General features: G+C 34.3%; 18 protein-coding genes and 1 riboswitch. Of the genes, 15 read left to right on the top strand and 3 right to left on the bottom strand.

Annotated elements, in window-relative coordinates; genetic code table 11:
• The first annotated feature begins 19 nt into the window (after positions 1 to 19).
• Both J6D32_RS13015 and J6D32_RS13010 read left to right on the top strand, forming a co-directional pair.
• Positions 20 to 703: a hypothetical protein gene (locus J6D32_RS13015; RefSeq protein ID WP_006784801.1), complete on the top strand. Its 684-nt coding sequence runs from the start codon at positions 20 to 22 to the stop codon at positions 701 to 703.
• A gap of 238 nt (positions 704 to 941) precedes the next feature.
• Complete coding sequence (locus J6D32_RS13010; RefSeq protein ID WP_006784800.1) at positions 942 to 1,523, top strand: TetR/AcrR family transcriptional regulator; 582 nt, start codon at positions 942 to 944, stop codon at positions 1,521 to 1,523.
• 10 nt (positions 1,524 to 1,533) lie between these two features.
• Here J6D32_RS13010 and J6D32_RS13005 read toward each other — a convergent pair whose 3' ends face one another.
• Positions 1,534 to 1,794 (bottom strand): rubredoxin-like domain-containing protein, encoded by a 261-nt coding sequence (locus tag J6D32_RS13005; protein WP_006784799.1) that lies wholly within the window; start codon positions 1,792 to 1,794, stop codon positions 1,534 to 1,536.
• A 668-nt stretch (positions 1,795 to 2,462) separates the two neighbouring features.
• Between J6D32_RS13005 and J6D32_RS13000 the strand changes: the two genes are divergently transcribed.
• The 5 genes from J6D32_RS13000 to J6D32_RS12980 all read left to right on the top strand — a co-directional run bounded on the left by J6D32_RS13000 (position 2,463) and on the right by J6D32_RS12980 (position 9,427).
• Positions 2,463 to 3,785, top strand: coding sequence for a serine/threonine protein kinase (locus tag J6D32_RS13000; RefSeq protein WP_006784797.1), 1,323 nt, complete (start codon positions 2,463 to 2,465; stop codon positions 3,783 to 3,785).
• A 284-nt stretch (positions 3,786 to 4,069) separates the two neighbouring features.
• The gene (gene rpsB / locus J6D32_RS12995; protein WP_006784796.1) at positions 4,070 to 4,804 is read left to right on the top strand and encodes a 30S ribosomal protein S2; all 735 of its coding nucleotides are present in this window, start codon (positions 4,070 to 4,072) and stop codon (positions 4,802 to 4,804) included.
• A 124-nt stretch (positions 4,805 to 4,928) separates the two neighbouring features.
• Positions 4,929 to 6,002: a glycoside hydrolase family 53 protein gene (locus J6D32_RS12990; RefSeq protein ID WP_155232190.1), complete on the top strand. Its 1,074-nt coding sequence runs from the start codon at positions 4,929 to 4,931 to the stop codon at positions 6,000 to 6,002.
• Positions 6,003 to 6,330: 328 nt separating this feature from the next.
• On the top strand, positions 6,331 to 8,016 hold the full coding sequence (aspT, locus tag J6D32_RS12985; protein ID WP_006784794.1) for an aspartate-alanine antiporter: 1,686 nt from the start codon (positions 6,331 to 6,333) through the stop codon (positions 8,014 to 8,016).
• A gap of 268 nt (positions 8,017 to 8,284) precedes the next feature.
• Complete coding sequence (locus J6D32_RS12980) at positions 8,285 to 9,427, top strand: redoxin domain-containing protein (protein ID WP_287467746.1); 1,143 nt, start codon at positions 8,285 to 8,287, stop codon at positions 9,425 to 9,427.
• Between the two features lie 287 nt (positions 9,428 to 9,714).
• Here the strand turns inward: J6D32_RS12980 and J6D32_RS12975 are convergent, their stop codons facing one another.
• Positions 9,715 to 10,233, bottom strand: a complete 519-nt coding sequence (locus tag J6D32_RS12975; RefSeq protein WP_006784792.1) for a hypothetical protein — start codon at positions 10,231 to 10,233, stop codon at positions 9,715 to 9,717.
• Between the two features lie 193 nt (positions 10,234 to 10,426).
• Between J6D32_RS12975 and J6D32_RS12970 the strand changes: the two genes are divergently transcribed.
• The 6 genes from J6D32_RS12970 to J6D32_RS12945 all read left to right on the top strand — a co-directional run bounded on the left by J6D32_RS12970 (position 10,427) and on the right by J6D32_RS12945 (position 16,620).
• Positions 10,427 to 11,368, top strand: coding sequence for a glycoside hydrolase family 43 protein (locus tag J6D32_RS12970; RefSeq protein ID WP_055164495.1), 942 nt, complete (start codon positions 10,427 to 10,429; stop codon positions 11,366 to 11,368).
• A 238-nt stretch (positions 11,369 to 11,606) separates the two neighbouring features.
• Entirely contained in the window at positions 11,607 to 12,563 is a 957-nt protein-coding gene (locus tag J6D32_RS12965) for an ABC transporter substrate-binding protein (protein WP_006784789.1), read from the top strand.
• Complete coding sequence (locus tag J6D32_RS12960; RefSeq protein WP_006784788.1) at positions 12,556 to 13,536, top strand: FecCD family ABC transporter permease; 981 nt, start codon at positions 12,556 to 12,558, stop codon at positions 13,534 to 13,536. Before J6D32_RS12965 ends, J6D32_RS12960 begins: the two co-directional genes overlap by 8 nt.
• Before the next feature lie 2 nt (positions 13,537 to 13,538).
• On the top strand, positions 13,539 to 14,540 hold the full coding sequence (locus J6D32_RS12955; RefSeq protein WP_006784787.1) for a FecCD family ABC transporter permease: 1,002 nt from the start codon (positions 13,539 to 13,541) through the stop codon (positions 14,538 to 14,540).
• 19 nt (positions 14,541 to 14,559) lie between these two features.
• Positions 14,560 to 15,342, top strand: coding sequence for an ABC transporter ATP-binding protein (locus J6D32_RS12950; protein WP_006784786.1), 783 nt, complete (start codon positions 14,560 to 14,562; stop codon positions 15,340 to 15,342).
• Between the two features lie 15 nt (positions 15,343 to 15,357).
• A complete protein-coding gene (locus tag J6D32_RS12945) occupies positions 15,358 to 16,620 on the top strand; it encodes an MFS transporter (protein ID WP_006784785.1) in 1,263 nt (420 codons plus the stop codon).
• Between the two features lie 18 nt (positions 16,621 to 16,638).
• On the opposite strand, the gene J6D32_RS12940 is transcribed toward J6D32_RS12945, so the two are convergent.
• Positions 16,639 to 17,649, bottom strand: a complete 1,011-nt coding sequence (locus J6D32_RS12940; RefSeq protein ID WP_006784784.1) for a helix-turn-helix transcriptional regulator — start codon at positions 17,647 to 17,649, stop codon at positions 16,639 to 16,641.
• Positions 17,650 to 17,915: 266 nt separating this feature from the next.
• Here J6D32_RS12940 and J6D32_RS12935 point away from each other — a divergent pair, with 266 nt between their 5' ends.
• Both J6D32_RS12935 and lysA read left to right on the top strand, forming a co-directional pair.
• Positions 17,916 to 18,422 carry a DUF2798 domain-containing protein gene (locus J6D32_RS12935; protein WP_132942531.1) on the top strand — a complete coding sequence of 169 codons (507 nt, stop codon included), beginning with the start codon at positions 17,916 to 17,918 and terminating at the stop codon, positions 18,420 to 18,422.
• Between the two features lie 156 nt (positions 18,423 to 18,578).
• A riboswitch (Lysine riboswitch) is annotated at positions 18,579 to 18,757 on the top strand.
• A 95-nt stretch (positions 18,758 to 18,852) separates the two neighbouring features.
• Positions 18,853 to 20,145, top strand: a complete 1,293-nt coding sequence (gene lysA, locus J6D32_RS12930) for a diaminopimelate decarboxylase (protein ID WP_006784782.1) — start codon at positions 18,853 to 18,855, stop codon at positions 20,143 to 20,145.
• Positions 20,146 to 20,151 lie beyond the last annotated feature (6 nt).

Genomic DNA, 20,151 nt, shown 5'->3' with positions numbered 1-20,151 from the left:
TTTTTGGAGGAGAAGAAGTATGAAAAAGTTAGCTAGTTTATTAGCTGTATTCGGGTTAACGTTATCATTAGGTGCGTGTTCTAATGAAACAGCTCAACCTGAAGAAACATCTACACCTGAAGTATCTGAAACAACTGAGACTCCTGAAGTTGAAGCAGAAACAGCAGCTTCTGAAGGAAATAAAGAAATCGTTGATGGATATACATCAGCATCAACAACAAAAACAACATTAACTGGAGATGCTTTAACAGAAGCAACGACTGGCTTAGTGGCTGTATCATCAGACTTAGCATCATTAGCAACGACCCAAGAGGAGGGGTATATAGCTCCTGAATCAGCAGCTCATGTTCAAATTTTATCAGTTAATCCTACGGGAACAGTTGGATTCTCAACAATCGCAGCTTGGCAATATCAACAACATGAAGATGGAGTTGATCAAGTTGTGGTCCAATTAACTGATGGACAAAATGCTCGTAACTTAGCTGAAATTGGAAAACGTGGATCAATTATCGTTCACAATGGTTTATATTACATCTTACATTTAGAAACAGTAGCGGTTGAAGTATTAGAATACACAGAAGAAAACTTCAATAATGGATTATTCAACTATGCTTACACTGGAGCTGCCCACCAAGCATCTCAATACAACATTACATTCAATGTATTAGCAGTGGAAAGCACACCGGTTGCATTATTAGATTAATTTAAAAGTATGTCATGATTTACCCCCTTAAAAAATGATATAGATAGCTAGTGGCTTCGGTCACTAGTTTTTTAATGCCTATGATTACTTAGACTGCTTGATAAACTTTAATGTTTTAAAAGTCATGTAATTTTGTGCAATAAATTATCTAAAATAGCTCATTGTATTTCATGTCATTTCCATTGAAAACAAAATCAAATTTTGTTAACATTGGCATTAACAAAAGGAGAGATGGGATATGGATAAAAAGCGTCAGATACTTATCACAGCAAGAGCGTTATTTAACGAGAAAGGATATCATCAAGTTAAAATGCGTGACATCTCAAATGAACTAGGAATTAGCGTTGGAAATCTAACGTATCACTATAAAAAGAAGCAAGATATTATTCAGGCCATCCACCAGGAAGTTTATGAAACATTAAATGAGGAACATGCAGTCGAAACATTATCCGATTTAATGAACTTACTTCGTCATATGATTCGTACTCTGTTTAATGAGAAATATTACTTTAATGATCGAACAATTGGAGATGAACTTCCTGAATTTATTGAAGAACAGGGACGTCGTTCTATTGATGTAAAACAAAACGTGATAGATGGAATGAAAAAACTTCGAGAAAATGGTCTACTTAACGTGGATGATGAAAGTATAGAAGTTGTCATTCAATTCATTTTATTAAGTCACATTGGGTGGATTTTAGATATTAAAGAATTAACAGAAGAAATAGAAGATGCCTATATCAATCAGCATCTCATCTTATTAAAACCTTACTTAACAGAAGCAGGGTTAAAAGAATATGAACAATTAAAAAAGCGATGAGAGAAGAAACTCATCGCTTTTTAGCTTTAAAATTAGATGTAACATTAGATTTTGATTTAAATTTAGATGTGCCCTTAGATTTAGCCTTATTTTTAGACTGAGCTTTTAATTGAGCCAACTCTTTCTCTCTTTGCTTTTTTCGTTTAGTAGCTTCAGGATTTTTATCAATCATCGTAAATAAATTAGTACCCGAATCACAATCAGGACATTTATCAGGGGCTTTGATTCCTTTGTGGATATACCCACAGACTTCACATACAAATTCTTTCATTATATAACCTCCAAGTTTAAATTCTAACTCTTAGTATATGCATAAGTCCATAGAAGTTTTTCATCGTCAAAAAAATTATACTTTAGTGGTGTTAGAATTCTTTTCAATGATTTTTCTATTTAAAGTCCATTTTCTTCTAAAGAGGTCACCTACCTATACTAAAAGATTTTTAATTCATAAGATGTATTGTCGGCAAGATAATTGAAGTTATCGCGTCGGCATCTTAGTACAAAAAAGGAGTGTCTTTATGAATTATTATCAAGCAAATGCACACAGAGGAAACGGATATTATAGAAGTGGGCGACGCACTAGTACTACATCAGGATCAAGCCGTTCACAAAGCTCAAGATCAAGCCGTTCACAAAGCTCACAATCAAGCCGTTCACAAAGCTCACAATCAAGCCGTTCACAAAGTTCAAGATTTAGTCGTTCTCAAAGTTCACAATCAAGCCGCTCTCAAAGCTCAATGAGCAGTCGTTCTCAAAGTTTTCAATCAGGCCACTCTCTAAGTTCAATGAGCAGTGGTTCACAAAGTTGGTCTAGATTTAGTCGCTCACAAAGCTCACAATCAAACCGTTCTCAAAATTCAAGAAGCCGTTCAAATAGCTCACGTAGTCAGTCACAAAGTTGGTCTAGATTTTAATTGTTAAATCTGACGCCGTGAGATTATGGATAAACATTTTAAAAAAAATCAGTCTATTAACGGATATAAAGTGACAAAAAGACTAGGTGAAGGTCGATATGGGATTGCTTATTTGGCAACAAATGAGCAATCTCAAAAAGTTGTAATTAAACAATTAAAAAAAGATATGCTTAAGGAAACGAGAAAAAAACTGTTTTATGAAGAAAAGATATTAAAAAGTTTAGATCATCCAGCTATTCCGAAATTTATTGGAAAATTTAAAGAGGGGTCAACTGAAGGATATATTCTTGAATATATTGAAGGAAAAACATTTGATCAACTCATAAGACGAAATGAAGAAGTTTTTACCAAAGATGAAATCTATCATATTGCGGATCAATTACTTGATATTTTGCAACCACTTCATGAACAAAATATTGTGCATCGCGATATTAGGTTACCTAATGTTATTGTCAAAGACAATAAAGAGTTAGCGCTTATTGATTTTGGGCTTGCAAGATATGTAGATGATCAGCGCTATGTTAAAGCCGTTGATTACTGGTATCTAGCTGATTTCCTTCTTCATCTTTACTACACGACATATAATGGACTTGAAACATTGGAAAGACCATGGTATGACGAGCTTGATTTATATGATGAAGAAGAAAAGTTTCTTAAAAAACTATTAGGTATTTCAAAAGATAGGGCAAAGTATCATAGTATCGATGAGATTAGACAGGATTTAAATAAAGTAAAACAGATTCATCAACGAAAAAAAAAGGAAGAGGAGGGGATTAATGTGATTAGTGAGGTTGAGATACAAAAAATTCATCTTAAAAGTTTTAGAGCGAATATTTATAATCTAGAGCCATTTAGGGTAATTGGTTTAATTGATGTTGATGTGAAATACAGTTATGGAATAGAGCGAGTAACGTTGGCTTTTTATCGCTCATCAGGAACGAATAATGGTAAGATTAAAGGACTTTGGTATCCGATTGTCGGAATTAAACTTGAAACTGGACCGTTTACTGAGTTTACAGATTATTTAAACCATGCTTTGACGATGTCGACAAGACGAGGATATGGTAAAAAAGGCTGGTTAGCAAAATCAGTGTTTTTTACAGATAGCTATGTTCCCAAATCACGATTCCGTGGATTTTCTAACGGACCACATTATGAACCTCTTTTTGAAATCGGAAAAACATTAATGAATCTTTATGATGAGGATAGTTATTATGAAATGCACGAACTAGATGCAAAAACATTAGACGATCTTGTAATAGAAGACAGAATACTACCTGGTAATAAACATACTCAAAGAGAAAACTATAATCGATTAATGGCCGATATCATTAATGGGGTTAAATAGCGTAACCTTAAGTCAATCTAGCTGTAAGTTGTTTGAATACTTGTTCAAATGACTTACAGTTTTTTGTTTTTTATCCTAATTTCGTATAAAATATCCAAGTATGGTACAAAATTTAATTAAATTTAAAAATTTTACATGAAATTTTTTAAATATCATGGTAGAATATTTAAGTTGAAAATATTCATCACACATATGGAGTAAGTGGTCAAGTGCTATGTAGATAGTGGTCATTTACAATGAAGTATGTGGTAGTAAAACAAAATTATAATTAGGAGGAAATAATTATGGCAATTATTTCAATGAAACAATTATTAGAAGCTGGGGTACACTTCGGACACCAAACTCGTCGTTGGAACCCAAAAATGAAACAATACATCTTCACAAGCCGTAACGGAATCTACATCATCGACTTACAAAAATCATCTAAAAAAATCGATGAAGCTTATGCAGCAATGCAAGAAGTAACTAAAGATGGTGGAAAAGTAGTATTCGTTGGGACTAAAAAACAAGCTCAAGAAGCTATCAAAGAAGAAGCTATCCGTGGTGGACAATACTGGGTTAACCAACGTTGGTTAGGTGGAACTTTAACTAACTTCAAAACTATCCAATCTCGTATTGCACGTTTAGAGCAATTAGAAGCTATGGAACAAGACGGTACTTTCGAAGTATTACCTAAAAAAGAGGTAATCAACTTACGTAAAGAAATGGAACGTTTAAATAAATTCTTAGGCGGAATCCGCGAAATGAAAGAATTACCAGCTGCAATGTTCGTAGTTGACCCACGTAGCGAGCGCATCGCAATCGCTGAAGCACGTAAATTAAACATCCCTGTATTCGGTATCGTAGATACTAACTGTGATCCAGATGATGTTGATTACGTAATTCCTGCAAACGATGATGCAATCCGCGCTGTACGTTTAATCGTTGGTAAAATGGTTGACGGAATCATCGAAGCTAACCAAGGTGCTGCTGAAGAAGTAGTAACTGAAGAAGTAGCTGTTGAAGCTGCTGCTGAGTAATTTTTACTCTTAAAAACACTTATCTCGTAAGAGATAGGTGTTTTTTTTTAGTATTGACATAAATTGTAAGCGGTGTTATAGTGATTTTAATCTACTAAGATGGAAACAAAAAGGGGGAATAATAATGAATTTTATAAAAGGAATGGATGTTTCAATGCTTCAAGAACTTGAATCAGAGGGAGCAAAATACTATTTAGACGGACAAGAAATGGATATCTTTGACTTATTTAAGCAAAAAGGAATTAACTCTATTCGATTGAGACTTTGGAATTATCCTTATGATGAAACAGGGGCACCTTATGGTGGGGGAACGAATGACTTAGAAACAACAATCAATCTAGCTAAACGTTTAACTGAAAGTGGATTAGATTTTATTTTAGATTTTCACTATAGTGATTTTTGGGCAGATCCTAAAAAACAAGTGAAACCTAAAGCGTGGACTGATTTGACTGGCCGAGATTTAGAAAACGCCGTGCATGATTATACGCTAGAGACACTTAAAACATTAAAACAAAATGGTATTCAACCGACATGTGTGCAAGTTGGAAATGAAATTACGTACGGATTTTTATGGGGAGACGGGCATATTTCTAATTTAGAAGGAATGAAATCCCTACTTCAAGCAGGGATTTCGGCCGTTAGAGAATTCGATTCAACAATCAAAATTATGCTTCATTTAGATTATGGAACGGATAATAGACTATATCGAGAATGGTTTAGCAGTGTTAAAAAGTATGAACTCGACTTCGATTTAATTGGCATGTCGTATTATCCTTATTGGAATGGCAGTCTTGAAGTATTGTTAGCTAATATGAACGATATTAGCCAAAGATTTGATAAAGATATTGTCATTGCAGAAACAGCTTTTTGTTATACAACGGACTCACTTGGATGTAATGGGATGATTGTTGATGAAGAGCTTGCCAAAAATGTTCCTTATGAACCAACCAAAGAAGGACAAAAGGAATACTTAGAAGCCTTACTTAATATCATTAAAAGTGTCAGAGATAATCGTGGGGTTGGTCTTATTTACTGGGAACCATCATGGTTGCCAATTCCTCATGTTGCCTGGGCTAAAGAGGCGGGGGCTAAATATGCTAATGATGAAGGTGAGCTAGGAAACTCGTGGGCAAATCAAGCTTTATTTGATGAAAGCGGGAATGCTAATCCAGCATTAGATATTTTCTTAAATGATTAAAAAAGAATGCACTTGTCAGGATCTAGAAAATTTATAGATTTGGATAAGTGCTTTTTATATGATAAAATATAAAAATTTAAAATTAAGTTCAAGAATTTTCATTGTTTGACTTTAAATACCATAATGTTATAATCAATGTTGGCAAGTGCGGAAAATGTTATTATTTGTCGAGATACTGTATAAATATATTTACTTGAAGATACGTTTTTCTTTATTAAGAAGGATACATCTATTAAATATTGTATTAATTAAGTAAAGGGATGATAGATAATAGGTTTAATTTGGCACTGTCCAATTTTTTATAAAATGGTAGTTAGAGGTGGTTAGCATGTTGTGGTTAATTGATATTTTAAAATCTCGTCCTGAACTAGCTTTGTTCTTAACATTAGCTATTGGGTATGCAGTTGGAAAAATTCAAATTGGCACATTTAAAGTTGGAGCAGTTACGGGAGTTCTAATAACAGGTGTTGTGGTAGGTCAGTTGAATATTGTGATTGATCCAACGATTAAATCGGTATTCTTTCTTTTCTTTTTATTTACGCTTGGTTATAATGCAGGACCACAATTTTTTAAAGGGCTTAAGAAAGAAGGACTATCACAAGTTATTTTTACGTTTCTTGTTTGTGTGATTGGATTGATTTCTACGATTGTTGTCGCAAAATTATTTTCATATCATGCAGGACAAGCTTCAGGGCTCGCGGCAGGGGCATTAACTCAGTCGGCTATTATTGGCGTATCACAAGATGCTATTTTAAATTTACCTGTTGAAGATACAATCAAAACTCAAATGATAAACTTTGTTCCAGTTGGTTACGCTGTAACTTATATATTTGGGACGATTGGAGCTGCTTTTGTATTATCAACTTTTGGCCCTAAAATACTTGGCGTTAACTTAGAAGAAGAAAGTAATAAACTAGACCATGCTTCGCGTGTAGCAATTGAGGATGAGTTACTGAAATCATGTGCAGGTGAAGTTATTTATCGAGTTTATAAGATAGATGAAAAATTTATTGGACAACGTGTAGAGCAGGTTGAAAAACAACTGTCAACTGAACCGATTCGTCTTTTTATTGCACGAATTAAACGTTCAAATCAGATATTAATCCCAACGGCTGATGAGATCATTCAAAAAGAGGATAGAATTGCGATTGTATTTAAAGAAAAAGATTTACCGAATGTTTATTTTGCTGAAATTGGAACAGAAGTTATGGATTATCAGTTAACTAGATTGGAAACAGAATCTGTGGCTATTTATTTGAAGAATGTAGAATTAAATGGGAAAACCGTTAAGCATATTGATAACGATGTCTTAACGCGCCATGTTTTTATTTCAAAAATTCAACGTGCTGGGGAAGAAATAGCATATGATGATCATACCATCATACAAAAGCATGATGTGATAACTTTAACGGGACCTAAAAATGAAGTAGAAGCGATGAGTTCTGTTATTGGAAAAGTTGCTCGTAAAACAGATGAAACAGATATGATTTTCGTTGCACTAGGTATTTTGTTAGGTTCTTTAATTGGAATTCCAACTTTAATGCTTGGAAAGATTGGCATTAGCTTATCAACAAGCGGTGGCGCTTTAATCATGGGATTAATTTTTGGATTTTTACATTCACGTCGACCGACTGTTGGTAACATCCCTAAAGGAACAGCATGGTTTTTAAGTAATGTTGGTTTAGCGGTATTTGTTGCTATTGTAGGAATTAGTGCGGGTCCTGGATTTATATCGGGATTACGTGAATCAGGAATGAGTTTTCTATTAGCAGGAGTTATCGTGACACTCATTCCAACATTCTCAGGTATTCTTCTAGGAAAGTATGTATTCAAATTTTCAGCTCCGGTTACATTAGGAGCTACAGCTGGGGCTTTAACAGTAACAGCAGCTCTTGGAGCTGTTTGTGAGAAAGCGAAGAGCAACGCTCCTGTTCTTGGATATACAATCCCGTATGCTGTTGGTAATATTTTATTAACGATTTGGGGATCTTTAATTATTCTCTTTTTCTCATAAATTATATAAGTCCAGATAAGTTTTTTACATTTGGAAAACTTTTATTTTCTCTAGTAAGTGAGGATGGCGATGATATGCCTCCTGAAGATAGGATATATTCGTACCAAAAAAAATTGGCAACCGAGACTCATGTTTAATAGGTAGAAATAAGTATTAAAAAACTTCTCACTTTTTGAGAAGTTTTTTTTGTTATGATTCTTTATTGTTTTAATAAACAATATTTGGTAGAGTATTTCTATATATAAGCCAAATTAGGAGGAAAAACTGAATGGAAGTTTTGGGAATTATTATCGTCTTAATTGAGGGAATTTTATCATTCTTTTCACCTTGCATCATTCCTCTCTTACCGATTTACTTAGGAATATTATCAACAAGTGATAGTGAAGAAAAATTATTTCATAAAAGTGGATTGTTTAAAAATACAATCGCCTTTGTACTAGGCATTTCGACAACATTCATCTTACTAGGACTTTCTTTTCAATCGCTAAGTTCACTTTTAGCAAAATATCAAAACACGATAACTCTCGTGGGGGGAATTATCATCGTTATCATGGGACTCTTTTATATGGGAGTGCTAAAAATTCCATTTTTAAATCAAGAAAAAAGAATGCACATTCAAACAAAACGTATGAACATATTGAGCGCCTATCTGCTCGGATTTACGTTTAGTTTTGGCTGGACACCTTGCATCGGACCAATGCTTGCGTCGGTTTTAATGATGTCAATTACCCAAAGTTTCGTTCTCATTGTGGTTTATACAATGGGATTTATCATTCCATTTATGATTGTCGCACTATTTTATAATCGATTGTTACATGTCTTAACTTGGATTAAATGTAACATGGACAAGATTAAGCTCGTAGGAGGAGCGGTGTTGATTATTTCAGGAGCAGTCATGATTTGGGGAAGCATGAATGTTTTAAACGCTGAATCGATTGAAAATCAAACCAACACTTCAGAAGAAACCTCAGCTGAAGAAGGAATCAAAGCCATTGATTTTGAGCTAAAAGATCAGTTTGGAAAAATACATCAGTTGAGTGATTACAAGGGAAAAATTGTGTATTTAACTTTCTGGACAACATGGTGTAAAAATTGTGTGGCAGAACTTCCGATTCTAAATCAATTATACGAAGAATATGGATTTAATGAAGATGACGTTGCTATTTTAACGATTGCCTCTCCTAATGTTGGACGAGAAGGTGATGAAGAATATATTAAATCATTTATTGAACAAAATGGATATACACTCCCAGTTTTAATGGATGATGGAGGAATGATTGCGTCATACTATGGAATTCAGGCTATTCCGACAAATTTTGTTATTAAACCTGATGGAACGGTCCTTGGTTATATTCCAGGGCGAGTTGGAGAAGAAACAATTCGTAAATTAATTGAAGAAGTAAAAGAGTAATAAAAAAAGTATGGTCTTATCGTAAAGTGAGATCATACTTTTTTATATTGACGACTTAAAAGTGCCAAGGGATAAGTGTAGCTATTTTGATGCAGTGATGGTGTAAAGATATATAAGTCCAGACAAGTTTTTCACACTTGGAAAACTTGTCTGGGCTATAGTTAAACCTAAGTATCAAAAAGACTCCGGTACTGAGACTCATTTATAATAATGACATACATTTCTGTTTCTATATAGATGAGAAGATGGCTGAAATAATCATACTATCTAAAGGATGTGAACGATTATTAATCTTTATAAGTATATGTTACAGAGACATGACTTAAGAGCTCATTTAATTTCTTATTAAGTTTGAAATCTTTACTATCAATAAAAATCATGGTACTTGCTTGCCATAAAATCACACTAGCAGATGTGTCAATGAGAGTATTAAGAAAGGTTTCGGGATAATAAATCTGAAGATAGTAATTTACAATAAAGAAAATTAAAGCAGTCAATACATAATAAATTAATCGTAAAATTGATAGTCGACGAATTTGATTTTCATAATTTGAAAAAGATTGATAGTAGTTTTGAATTCCTTCTACAGATAAATTTTCTTTTGCACAATCCTTGATAGAATGAGGTAAAAAGATATGCAGATTTAACTCGGGAATCTGTTTTAAATCTCTGTTAAAAAGAGCCTCTTTTAACAATGCGTCAATATTTTCATTGACTGTTCGGATGTTTAAAGGTCGACAATCAATTTCGTTGAAAATCGCATCATAACTCTCTAGCTGGATGGGGACGGTAATAATTTCTTTCATTATAAAAACTCTCCGTATGATAAAAAATGAATAATATTAGGATGGGAAATTTTCATTAATTTATTTTATAAGAAAGGGGTTTTAAAAAAAATGAAATGATGGTAAGATGAAGTTGTATTTGAATTGTACGAAATGGGACAGGGGATATGTTAAAAAATGTATGAATCATGTATTAAAAGAGAGGGGATTTTTGATGCAGGCTTATTTATTTGTTCATTTTAGAGAAAAATCGACACCAGATGGTGAACAAGTCCATTTTGGTTTAAGTAAAGACGGATTTCACTGGGAAGCAGTCAATCAAGGGCGTCCAATTGCATGGGCCTATTATGGAGATAAAGGAGTTCGTGATTTCACGATTGTCCGTTGTCACGATCGCCAAAAATTTTATATTTTTGCTACTGACTTAAGTCTAGCTTATGGAATGCGTAATCAATATCATAACTCATGGTATGAAATTTCGGTTAATGGAAGCAAATATTTCTCAGTTTGGGAATCAGATGATTTAGTAAACTGGTCAGAACAACGCCTTGTTAAAATCGGGGATGATAAGTTTGGATGTATGTGGGCACCAGATCTTATTTTTGATAAAGAAAATGAAGACTACGTTCTTCATTGGTCATCACCTCACCATGATTATCCAAATGGAGAAAAAGGTATTTACTACAGTCGTACAAAAGATTTTGAACACTTTACCAAACCAGAAGTTCTTTATCGTAAATCGGATAGTGGTGTCATTGATTCAGCGATTTACGAAGAAAATGGGATATACTACATGTTCGTTAAAAGTGAAGAGAATCCTGCTAAAAATATGCTGCTCAAAGCCAATCAAGTGACAGGACCTTACACACGCATTGAAAAGTTTGATGAATGTATGGCAGATCTCGCAACACATGTCTATGAAGCGCCAACAGCAGTTTGTTTAGAGGATGGAAAATGGTGCTTGTTCTTAGATTATTATGGTGTCCGTGGGGCAGGCCAAGGATATGTGCCATTTGTTTCTGATGATATTTCAGAAGGGAAGTTTGAACGTTCAGATGCAAGTTTTAGCTTCCCTTACGGATTCAAACATGGAACCATTTTACCCATTACGCTTGAAGAATACGAACGGATAAAAAATCATAAATGGGAAGCATAGTGAAAAAGAGTGACGTCATGAAAAGAGTGACTTCACTCTTTTTCTTTTTAGGTAAATAATTGGTTTGTAGTAGTCCATAATATAATATATATTCAATTTAATGATTAAATGAGATGATAAAATAATTAAAAAAGATGAAATACTTGTCTCAACTAAACTTGTTTCGTATAATCCAATTATCAGTTAGCTAGTGCTAACTAAATGACATTATGAAGAAATAACAAAGGAGAATCATAAAATGAAGAAAAGTCTTTTATTAATAATGAGTACATTCGCTTTAATGTTTGGTTTAGTAGGATGTTCAAGTTCTGATAAAACAGTTGAAGAAAATACAAATCAAACAGTTGAAACAACAGTTGTAACAGATGTTAAAGGAGAAGTTGAAATTCCAGCAAATCCACAGCGTATCGTTGATTTAAGTGGTGCAAGTGATATCTTAGCTTTAATTGGATATGATGTAATCGGAACAGCAAATAGTGATGGATATGACTATACAAAATTCCCAACTTACTTAGAAGATGTATTAGGAAATGCACAGATTTTAGGTTATAGTATGTTAGCTGAAATGGATGTTGAGGCTATTATTGCTTTAAATCCAGATTTAATTGTCATTTCAACAGTACAAGAGAAAATGTATGATCAATTATCTAAAATTGCACCAGTTGTTATGGTTGAGATGAAACAAGTAGATTGGAAAGAAGATTTCATGCATGTTGCGAAAGTATTTGGAAAAGAAGAAGTTGCAACAGAATGGATTAATGACTATTTAGCAAAAGCAGCAGAAGTTGGAGCACAAATTAAAGCAACATATGGTGAAGATAGCTCATACTTATCATTCTTAGCAAGCGGTGGAAGCTTATTTATCTTTGATCAAGCTGGTTTAGGATCAATTTTATATAATGATATGGGATTAGCAAAACCTGAAGGAATGCCTAAACAAGAAAATATTAGCTTACCAGTTGTCACATTAGAAGGATTAGCAGAAATTAACTCAGATTATATCTTTGCTGTTGGAACAGATGAAGATTTAGCGACATTAACAGCAAGTAGCATCTGGAATAACACAGAAGCAGTGAAAAATGGAAATGTTGTAACATTACCAGCGAGTCCATACTTTAACCAAGGTTATAGCCCAATTGGACGCTTAGTATTTGTTGAAGAAGTACAATCTTTATTAGCGAGTATGCATGAATAAAAAAACATTTATTCTCGTTTTAGGATGTAGCATAGTTGCAATAATCGGGCTAATTGTTGCAATCTGTGCAGGAGCAAAGAGTATTCCTTTGCAAACTGTATGGGATAGTATCTTCCACTATGAAGACGTGTTAGATATGCAATTAGTTAGAGATGTTCGAATACCGAGAGCCATTAGTACCGCCTTTGTAGGCGGTCTTCTTGGTATTACGGGTGCTATGATGCAAGGGGTCACAAGAAATCCTGTTGCCGAACCATCTCTAATGGGAATTACTCAAGGCGCGACATTTGCAATCGCGCTTCTTGGCATGAGTTCCTCTTTATACGGATTACTTGGAAACACACTGGCTGCTTTTGTTGGAGCGATTATCAGTGGATTACTCGTCTTAGCTTTTAGTATGAAAAGTGCTCGAAACATGAATATGTCACGCTTGTTATTAGCGGGAACTGCTCTTAGTACTTTTTTCATTTCAATGGCAACTGTTATTGCTCTGCTTACAAATAAATCACAAAGTTTAGCATTTTGGATAACTGGGGGCTTTCGAGCTGTGACATGGAACAGTGTCATGCTACTGCTTATTGTTGGAGGAATGACTACGATAATCGCCCTGTTTTTAGCACCGAAAATTAACATCGTTAATTTAGGGGAAGATGTCTGTATTGGACTAGGTGAAAATCCTGTTAAAATTCGTATGATCACATTACTTTTAATTATTCCGATGTGTGCAGTATGTGTGGCAGTAGCGGGAAACATCGCATTCGTTGGGTTAATTGTGCCACATATTATTAGAAAACTTTTAGGAACTGATTATCGAGTGATTATGCCGGTTTCTTTTTTAGGTGGGGCAATGCTCGTCATTTGGGCAGATGTTTTAGCGCGACTTGTTAATCAACCGTACGAGACGCCAATTGGATTATTTACGTCTTTAGTAGGAGTTCCATTATTTATTTGGATGGTTAGAAAGGAGAGCTAATTTTGAAAAAACGTTTAATAATTGTCAGTATCATGATTAGTCTTCTTCTAATCGGAATCTTTTTGCTCGCCATTAGTTGGGGAAGTTATAATATTCCACTTCAAGATGTTGTAGCGACCTTATTCGGAAACGGAACTAGACTTCAAAATGCAACGATTTTTGATATTCGTCTACCACGAATTGTTGTAGCGATGGTGGTCGCTGTTTGTTTATCAACAGCAGGATGTATTTTACAAAGTGTCACACGAAATGAACTTGCTGAGCCCGGAATGATTGGAATTAATGCCGGAGCAGCACTTGGAGTGGTGTTGTTAATTTCGTCAGGACGTACGAATTATTATGATGCGATTGGAGACGCGGCATTATTTGTCATGCCAGTTGTAGCCATTATCGGAAGTGTGATTAGTGGAGCCTTAATTTATAGGTTAAGTTATAAAAAAGGCGTCTCACCAACTCGCTTAATTTTAACTGGAATTGGTGTGAACGTTGGAATTAATGCCTTTATCTCATTGTACCAATTAAACATGGCGCAAGGAGATTATAATCAAGTCTTAACATGGACGAGTGGAAGCTTATGGGGAAGCAGTTGGAAATTTTTCTATTTGGTGACTCCATTAGCGATTCTATTTTTAGCTTTAACGATTTGGAAAGTTAAAGTGTTAGACGTTTTAAATTTAGGAGATGAAATTGCAACAGGTCTTGGTGTTAAAGTAGAAAAAGAACGTAAAATTTTATTTTTCTATGCCATTGCCTTAGCAGGACTAGCAACCTCTGTTGCTGGAAATATTGCCTTTTTAGGATTACTCGGACCTCATATTGCTAAACGCTTAGTAGGTCCAGTACACAGAAGACAAATTCCTGTTTCAGCTTTGATTAGTTGTATCATTATTTTATTTGCAGATTCTATTTCACGAAATGTATTCTCCCCAATTGAAATTCCAGTAGGGATTACCATCTCAATTGTAGGAGTTCCTTATTTCATTTACTTAATGATGAAAGAATAAATTGTGCCGGAGGGATAAGATGGACGCGATTGAAGTTAAAGACTTAGATGTAGCATACGAACAAAAATATATTATTAAAAATATGAATCTCGAAATTCCTAAGGGAAAAATTACGATGATTATTGGCTCAAATGGATGTGGAAAATCGACGTTATTAAAAACAATTGCTCGTATTATCACACCTAAAAAGGGAGAAATCAAATTAGATGGTGTGAGTCTTAAGGCGCAAGCACCAAAAGAAATCGCAAAAAAAATGGCTGTCCTGCCACAAAGTCCGATTGTTCCTTCAGGCCTTTTAGTCAAAGAATTAGTCTCTTATGGACGTTTCCCTTATCAAAGTGCGATGGGGGGATTAAAAGAAAAAGATATTGAAATGGTAAACTGGGCAATGAAAGTAACAGGAATTGCTGAGTTTTCAGAGCGTTCAGTTGATAGCTTATCAGGCGGGCAACGTCAACGAGCATGGATTGCCATGGCTCTAGCTCAAGAAACCGAGATTCTCGTTTTAGATGAACCAACGACGTATCTTGATATGGCGCATCAACTAGAAATTTTAATGCTACTTCAAAAACTAAACAAAGAGGAAAATCGCACGATTGTGATGGTTTTACATGAGTTAAATAATGCGACGAAGTTCGCAGATTATTTAATTGGGGTGAAGGAAGGCGAGGTTGTTTTCCGTGGGAAACCACTCGACGTGATTACTAATGAGAATTTATATACCTTATACGGGATTGATGCAAAGTTACAATTAGATGAAACGGGGCAGTATCCAATCTGCGTCGACTTTAGTATCAAATAAGCTTAAGGAGAGAATATGTCAAATAAACTATACCACAAGAATTTTAACATCTTAGTTTTAGGGCAAATCATTTCGTTATTTGGAAGTTCGATTCAACGATTTGCTTTGTCATTATATTTATTAGATTTAACAGGATCGGCGAGTATCTTTGCAACCATTCTTGCGATTTCAATGATTCCAGTCGTTTTAATGTCACCAATTGCGGGAATTTTAGCCGACCGTGGAGATAAGAAAAAGTTAATGGTTAGCCTTGATATATTAAGTGCTATTTTATTAATTTTCTATTCAGTTATTGTCTTAAATGGGCAAGACAGTGCTTGGATGATTGCTATGGTAATGGTAATATTATCAGCTATTTCAACCATTTATCAACCTGTTGTGAATACGTGTATTCCAATTGTTGTAAAAGATGATCAATTAGTTCGCGCCAATGCGATTATTCAACAAGTCTCTTCACTAAGTAACTTCCTTGGCCCAATTTTAGCCGGAATGTTATATGGATTTTTCGGAATTACAGGTGTGATTACGCTAAATATGGTGAGCTTTTTATTCTCAGCTATCCTTGAGTTATTTTTAGATATTCCACATCAAAAATCTGAGGAAAAACAATCGTTTAAAACTGTGTTTGTGACGGATATGAAGGAAAGCTATCGTTATTTAAGATATAAAAATCCAATCGTTTTTCGCATGCTTTTATTCTCGGGATTTTATAATCTCTTTTTAGTACCAGTCTTTAGTGTTGCGGCACCTTACTTAATTAAAGTCACATTCGGATTATCGTCACAAGTTTATGGAATTGCAGAAGGAATCATTGCTCTTGGGATGATTATTGGAGGATTGATTATTACCGCGAAACCAACAAAATTCCACATCAAACGTGTACACCATTTACTGTACTTTACCTCAATATCAATGGTGATGATGGGAATCTCAGTTTACTTATTTCAAAACGGACTAAGCACAGCTCTTATCAGTGTTATCTTATTTACCGTATTTGGGATGATCATCATGGGAATTCTAGGTGTAGCCAATGTATTAAGTGCTGCATACTTATATCAAGCAACTGATGGGGCTATGCTTGGAAAAATTTTAGCCTTTGGATCAGCTTTTGCAATATTATGCATTCCACTAGGACAGATTCTATTTGGAGGCATGATTGAGATGTTGACACAGAACATTTACTGGTTGATTTACGTGGCAGCCATCTTTGTATTTGGAGTCACAATGCTCGTACGCTCAAATGTTTTACAAATTAAAGAAGAAATAAAAAACAGTTAGAGTTCATCTAACTGTTTTTTAATTTCTACTATTATTTCGATATTGAAGTGGGGTGCATTCATACGTTTGTTTAAACATTTTAATAAAATTACTACTATAAAGATATCCTGTTTCAGTTGCAATATCAGCAATACTTTTATCCGTTGTACACAACAGATTAGCCGCTAATGTCATGCGTAGAGAGGTTGTGAATTCTCCAATCGACATATGATATTGATGAGAAAATCCGGCTTTTAACTTTTGTGGATTTAATAAAACTATTTCACTCAGTGTTTCAATCGTTGGAGGGTTAGAAATATTTTGAGTTAAAATATCATGAGCCTTTTGAATACTTTTAATATCCCTAGCACTTAAATTAAGATAACGATCTTTCCCAATTTGAACCTTTCCATGATGAAGTTGCTTCGTAAACGTATTATCATCAGATTCCTCGACTGTCTGAATAATCAACGAAATACATTGTAAAATACAACTTTCAAGCATTAAGGAATCGAGCATATTTTTGTTGGATAAAGTTTGCATTGTTTGTAAAATAGACATGACTTCAAGTGGAAGATAATTATACGTATAGTTTGTTGCAAATCGCTCAAAATCAAAATCATTTTTTAATAAAGGGCGAATCACATCATTGAAATAATTTTCATAAATCGTGATTTCTGCACCATGAAAATGTTGTCCTTTTGTCCAATTCTGCTTCCCTTTTAAATCTTTTTCTACAACGAAAAAAGAAGAAGGTTTAAAAGAAGAAATGGGTTGATTATCAATTTGAAATTCTGTTGTCCCTTTGTGAACCGTTCCAAATCGAACAAGTCGCTGTGGGTTATCAAAATTTAATGTAAAATGATGGGGAATCGTATAATCAGCAATCCCGAACTCATAATAACCAGGGCGTTCGTATAATAAGAAATAGCCATTTTCAGGATGTTCAATATCTTTGAAAATTTTACAATACTTCTCTTGGAATGCCTTGAAATTTAACTCATAAAGGACCGCTTCTCGAAACTCCTCTGAAGAGTGAACGATTGTCATGCTAAAACCTCGCTGTCAAAAAAACTGATTTTAATTAAGTATAACATACTACAAAAGTCGTTTTCAAAATGTATCTTTAAATGATTGAATTCGATAAAATAATTGACTTTTTGTCTCTAAATGAGTTAAAATCTAATTATAAAAAATTAAATAATGAACTAGAACAAACGACACATGTAGTGCTTTGCACGTAAATCTGATTACGGTACAAGGTGACTTCGTGTGTCTTTTTTTGCGTTCTTTTACGAAAAGAAAGGAAAGATACTATGCCAAAAACAAAAATTCAAAAATTATTCTTTGCTGTACTAACTGTTTTTATTACAGTTCATTTATTCGTCTTTTATAACGTAGCCATTGAAATGGGAGGAATGTCAAATCAAGTCTTTGTTACTTCTTTAAAAATCGTTCCGATTGAATTCATCTTCGCCTTACTTATTGAAATATTTATTGCAGGTCCTCTTTCAGAAAAACTTGCTTTTAGTATGATTGATTTCAAAAAAGATAGCCAAGTGATTATTACAACCGTATTTATTTGCTCGACTATTGTCTTCATGTGTCCCTTAATGTCATTAGTTTCAACTATTTTATTCCACGGTTTCACAAGCGAACTAATTGCTACTTGGTTCCAAAATATTGTGATTAACTTACCCTTTGCTTTCTTTACTCAAATTTTCTTTGTTCAACCCTTTGTTAGATATATTTTCCGATTTGTCTTTAAACACCAGTTAGATAATGAAAAACAGTACGATACAAATGAAATTGAAGTCGCTTAAGATGAAAAAGTTATCCTCCTAATTGAGGATAACTTTTTTTCTAATACTAAAATATGACATCCAAACGGAATAAAGGGGGGATGATTGACATAAAATAAAGAGAATTCACAATTAAATAGTATTAAGCATGATGAAACGTGCTTATTCAAACCATCATTAAAACGTAGAGGTTGCGAAGGCTTAAGAGTACTAATAACGAGGTAAGCGCGATGACTTATTGGGAAAGGAAGATTCGCCGAAGAGATTAACTGACGCTTTAAGGTTAATTCTCTGGGGGTGCATAAAAGATATGCATCACTGTCACAAAAATCACTTTGTGGTGTGCTACATTTGAGGATATCCCAACCGATTTTTCGGTATATTAAAGGCCCCTTGAATGTATTCGAGGGGCTTTTTTAGTGCCTTATCAAAATGAAAAAAGGAGTCTAGGATGAAACTACATGGAACAATGAACATTGAAAATCAACAATTATTTATTGGAGGGGTAAGTTGTCAAACATTGGTTAACACTTATCAAACACCACTTTATGTCTTTGACGAAGCACTACTTAGACAAAATTGCAAAGATTATAGGAAGCATTTTAAAGTTGAGGAGCGAGGGAATCGTGTGGCTTATGCCGGAAAAGCTTTCTTGCCACTTTACATGTGTCACCTGATTAAAGAAGAGGGGCTTTATCTTGATGTTGTATCTGGTGGTGAACTGTATACTGCTTATAAAGCTGATTTTCCAATGGATCATGTTTTGTTTCATGGTAATAATAAGACATTTGATGAAATCAACATGGGCTTAGAGTATGGTGTCGGTGTTTTTGTAGTTGATAATTACTATGAACTAGAGACGCTAAATACAATGTGTCATAAACGTGGTAAACAACAAAATGTTTATTTAAGAATTACACCTGGTATCGAAGCACATACACACGACTACATTAAAACAGGACAAATCGATTCGAAATTTGGATTCACCTTATCGAATGGGGACTTACAAAGATGTCTTGAAGTGTTTCATAAGTATGAGCATTTAAATTTAATTGGTTTGCATGCGCACATTGGATCACAAATTTTTGATGTGAATCCCTTTTTAGATGAAGTTGAGATTATGATGACACTCGTAAAAGATATTAAAGAGCAATTTGGATTTGAGATTACTGATGTTGATTTAGGTGGAGGAGTCGGCGTTTATTACACAGAGAAGGATGCACCTAAATCGATTGCACAGTTTTGTGAGGCAATTTTAACAAAAGCCCAGACGGTTTGCGAAACTTTACAAATAGATATTCCAAGATTGATTATTGAACCAGGGCGCTCAATTGTTGCCAATGCAGGAAGTACTTTATATACGGTTGGGTCAATGAAAGATATTAAAGATGTTAGAACTTATGTTAGTGTCGATGGAGGAATGACAGATAATATTAGGCCTTCTTTATATCAAGCGGTTTATGAATGTGCCATTGCAAATTGGATGGAATCAGGAAACGAGCGTCATGTTACGATTGCCGGAAAATGTTGCGAAAGTGGGGATATCTTAATAACTGACGTTGACGTAAATAAGATTGAAAGTGGGGACATTTTGATTATCACCTCAACAGGTGCTTATGGTTATTCCATGTCCTCAAATTATAATAAAATTCCAAAAGCAGCAGTTGTTGCTGTGAAAGATGGTGAGGCTCAATTAATTTGTCGTCGTCAAACATATGAAGAACTTCTATCACTAGAAGTTTAAAGAGGT

The sequence above is a fragment of the Turicibacter sp. genome, from assembly GCF_017941855.1.
In the GTDB taxonomy this organism is placed as follows: Bacteria; Bacillota_I; Bacilli_A; order MOL361; family Turicibacteraceae; genus Turicibacter; species Turicibacter sanguinis.
This window is presented reverse-complemented; position numbering and strand designations above follow the sequence as displayed.

Bases quoted from the DNA above. Each gene is read 5' to 3' on its own strand.
- J6D32_RS12945 (WP_006784785.1), top strand. From the start codon at position 15,358: ATGTCAAATAAACTATACCACAAGAATTTTAACATCTTAGTTTTAGGG.
- J6D32_RS12935 (WP_132942531.1), top strand. From the start codon at position 17,916: ATGCCAAAAACAAAAATTCAAAAATTATTCTTTGCTGTACTAACTGTT.
- J6D32_RS13010 (WP_006784800.1), top strand. From the start codon at position 942: ATGGATAAAAAGCGTCAGATACTTATCACAGCAAGAGCGTTATTTAAC.
- J6D32_RS12975 (WP_006784792.1), bottom strand. From the start codon at position 10,233: ATGAAAGAAATTATTACCGTCCCCATCCAGCTAGAGAGTTATGATGCG.
- J6D32_RS13015 (WP_006784801.1), top strand. From the start codon at position 20: ATGAAAAAGTTAGCTAGTTTATTAGCTGTATTCGGGTTAACGTTATCA.
- J6D32_RS12970 (WP_055164495.1), top strand. From the start codon at position 10,427: ATGCAGGCTTATTTATTTGTTCATTTTAGAGAAAAATCGACACCAGAT.
- J6D32_RS13005 (WP_006784799.1), bottom strand. From the start codon at position 1,794: ATGAAAGAATTTGTATGTGAAGTCTGTGGGTATATCCACAAAGGAATC.
- J6D32_RS12960 (WP_006784788.1), top strand. From the start codon at position 12,556: ATGAATAAAAAAACATTTATTCTCGTTTTAGGATGTAGCATAGTTGCA.
- J6D32_RS12980 (WP_287467746.1), top strand. From the start codon at position 8,285: ATGGAAGTTTTGGGAATTATTATCGTCTTAATTGAGGGAATTTTATCA.
- J6D32_RS13000 (WP_006784797.1), top strand. From the start codon at position 2,463: ATGGATAAACATTTTAAAAAAAATCAGTCTATTAACGGATATAAAGTG.
- lysA (WP_006784782.1), top strand. From the start codon at position 18,853: ATGAAACTACATGGAACAATGAACATTGAAAATCAACAATTATTTATT.
- J6D32_RS12940 (WP_006784784.1), bottom strand. From the start codon at position 17,649: ATGACAATCGTTCACTCTTCAGAGGAGTTTCGAGAAGCGGTCCTTTAT.
- rpsB (WP_006784796.1), top strand. From the start codon at position 4,070: ATGGCAATTATTTCAATGAAACAATTATTAGAAGCTGGGGTACACTTC.
- J6D32_RS12965 (WP_006784789.1), top strand. From the start codon at position 11,607: ATGAAGAAAAGTCTTTTATTAATAATGAGTACATTCGCTTTAATGTTT.
- J6D32_RS12990 (WP_155232190.1), top strand. From the start codon at position 4,929: ATGAATTTTATAAAAGGAATGGATGTTTCAATGCTTCAAGAACTTGAA.
- J6D32_RS12950 (WP_006784786.1), top strand. From the start codon at position 14,560: ATGGACGCGATTGAAGTTAAAGACTTAGATGTAGCATACGAACAAAAA.
- aspT (WP_006784794.1), top strand. From the start codon at position 6,331: ATGTTGTGGTTAATTGATATTTTAAAATCTCGTCCTGAACTAGCTTTG.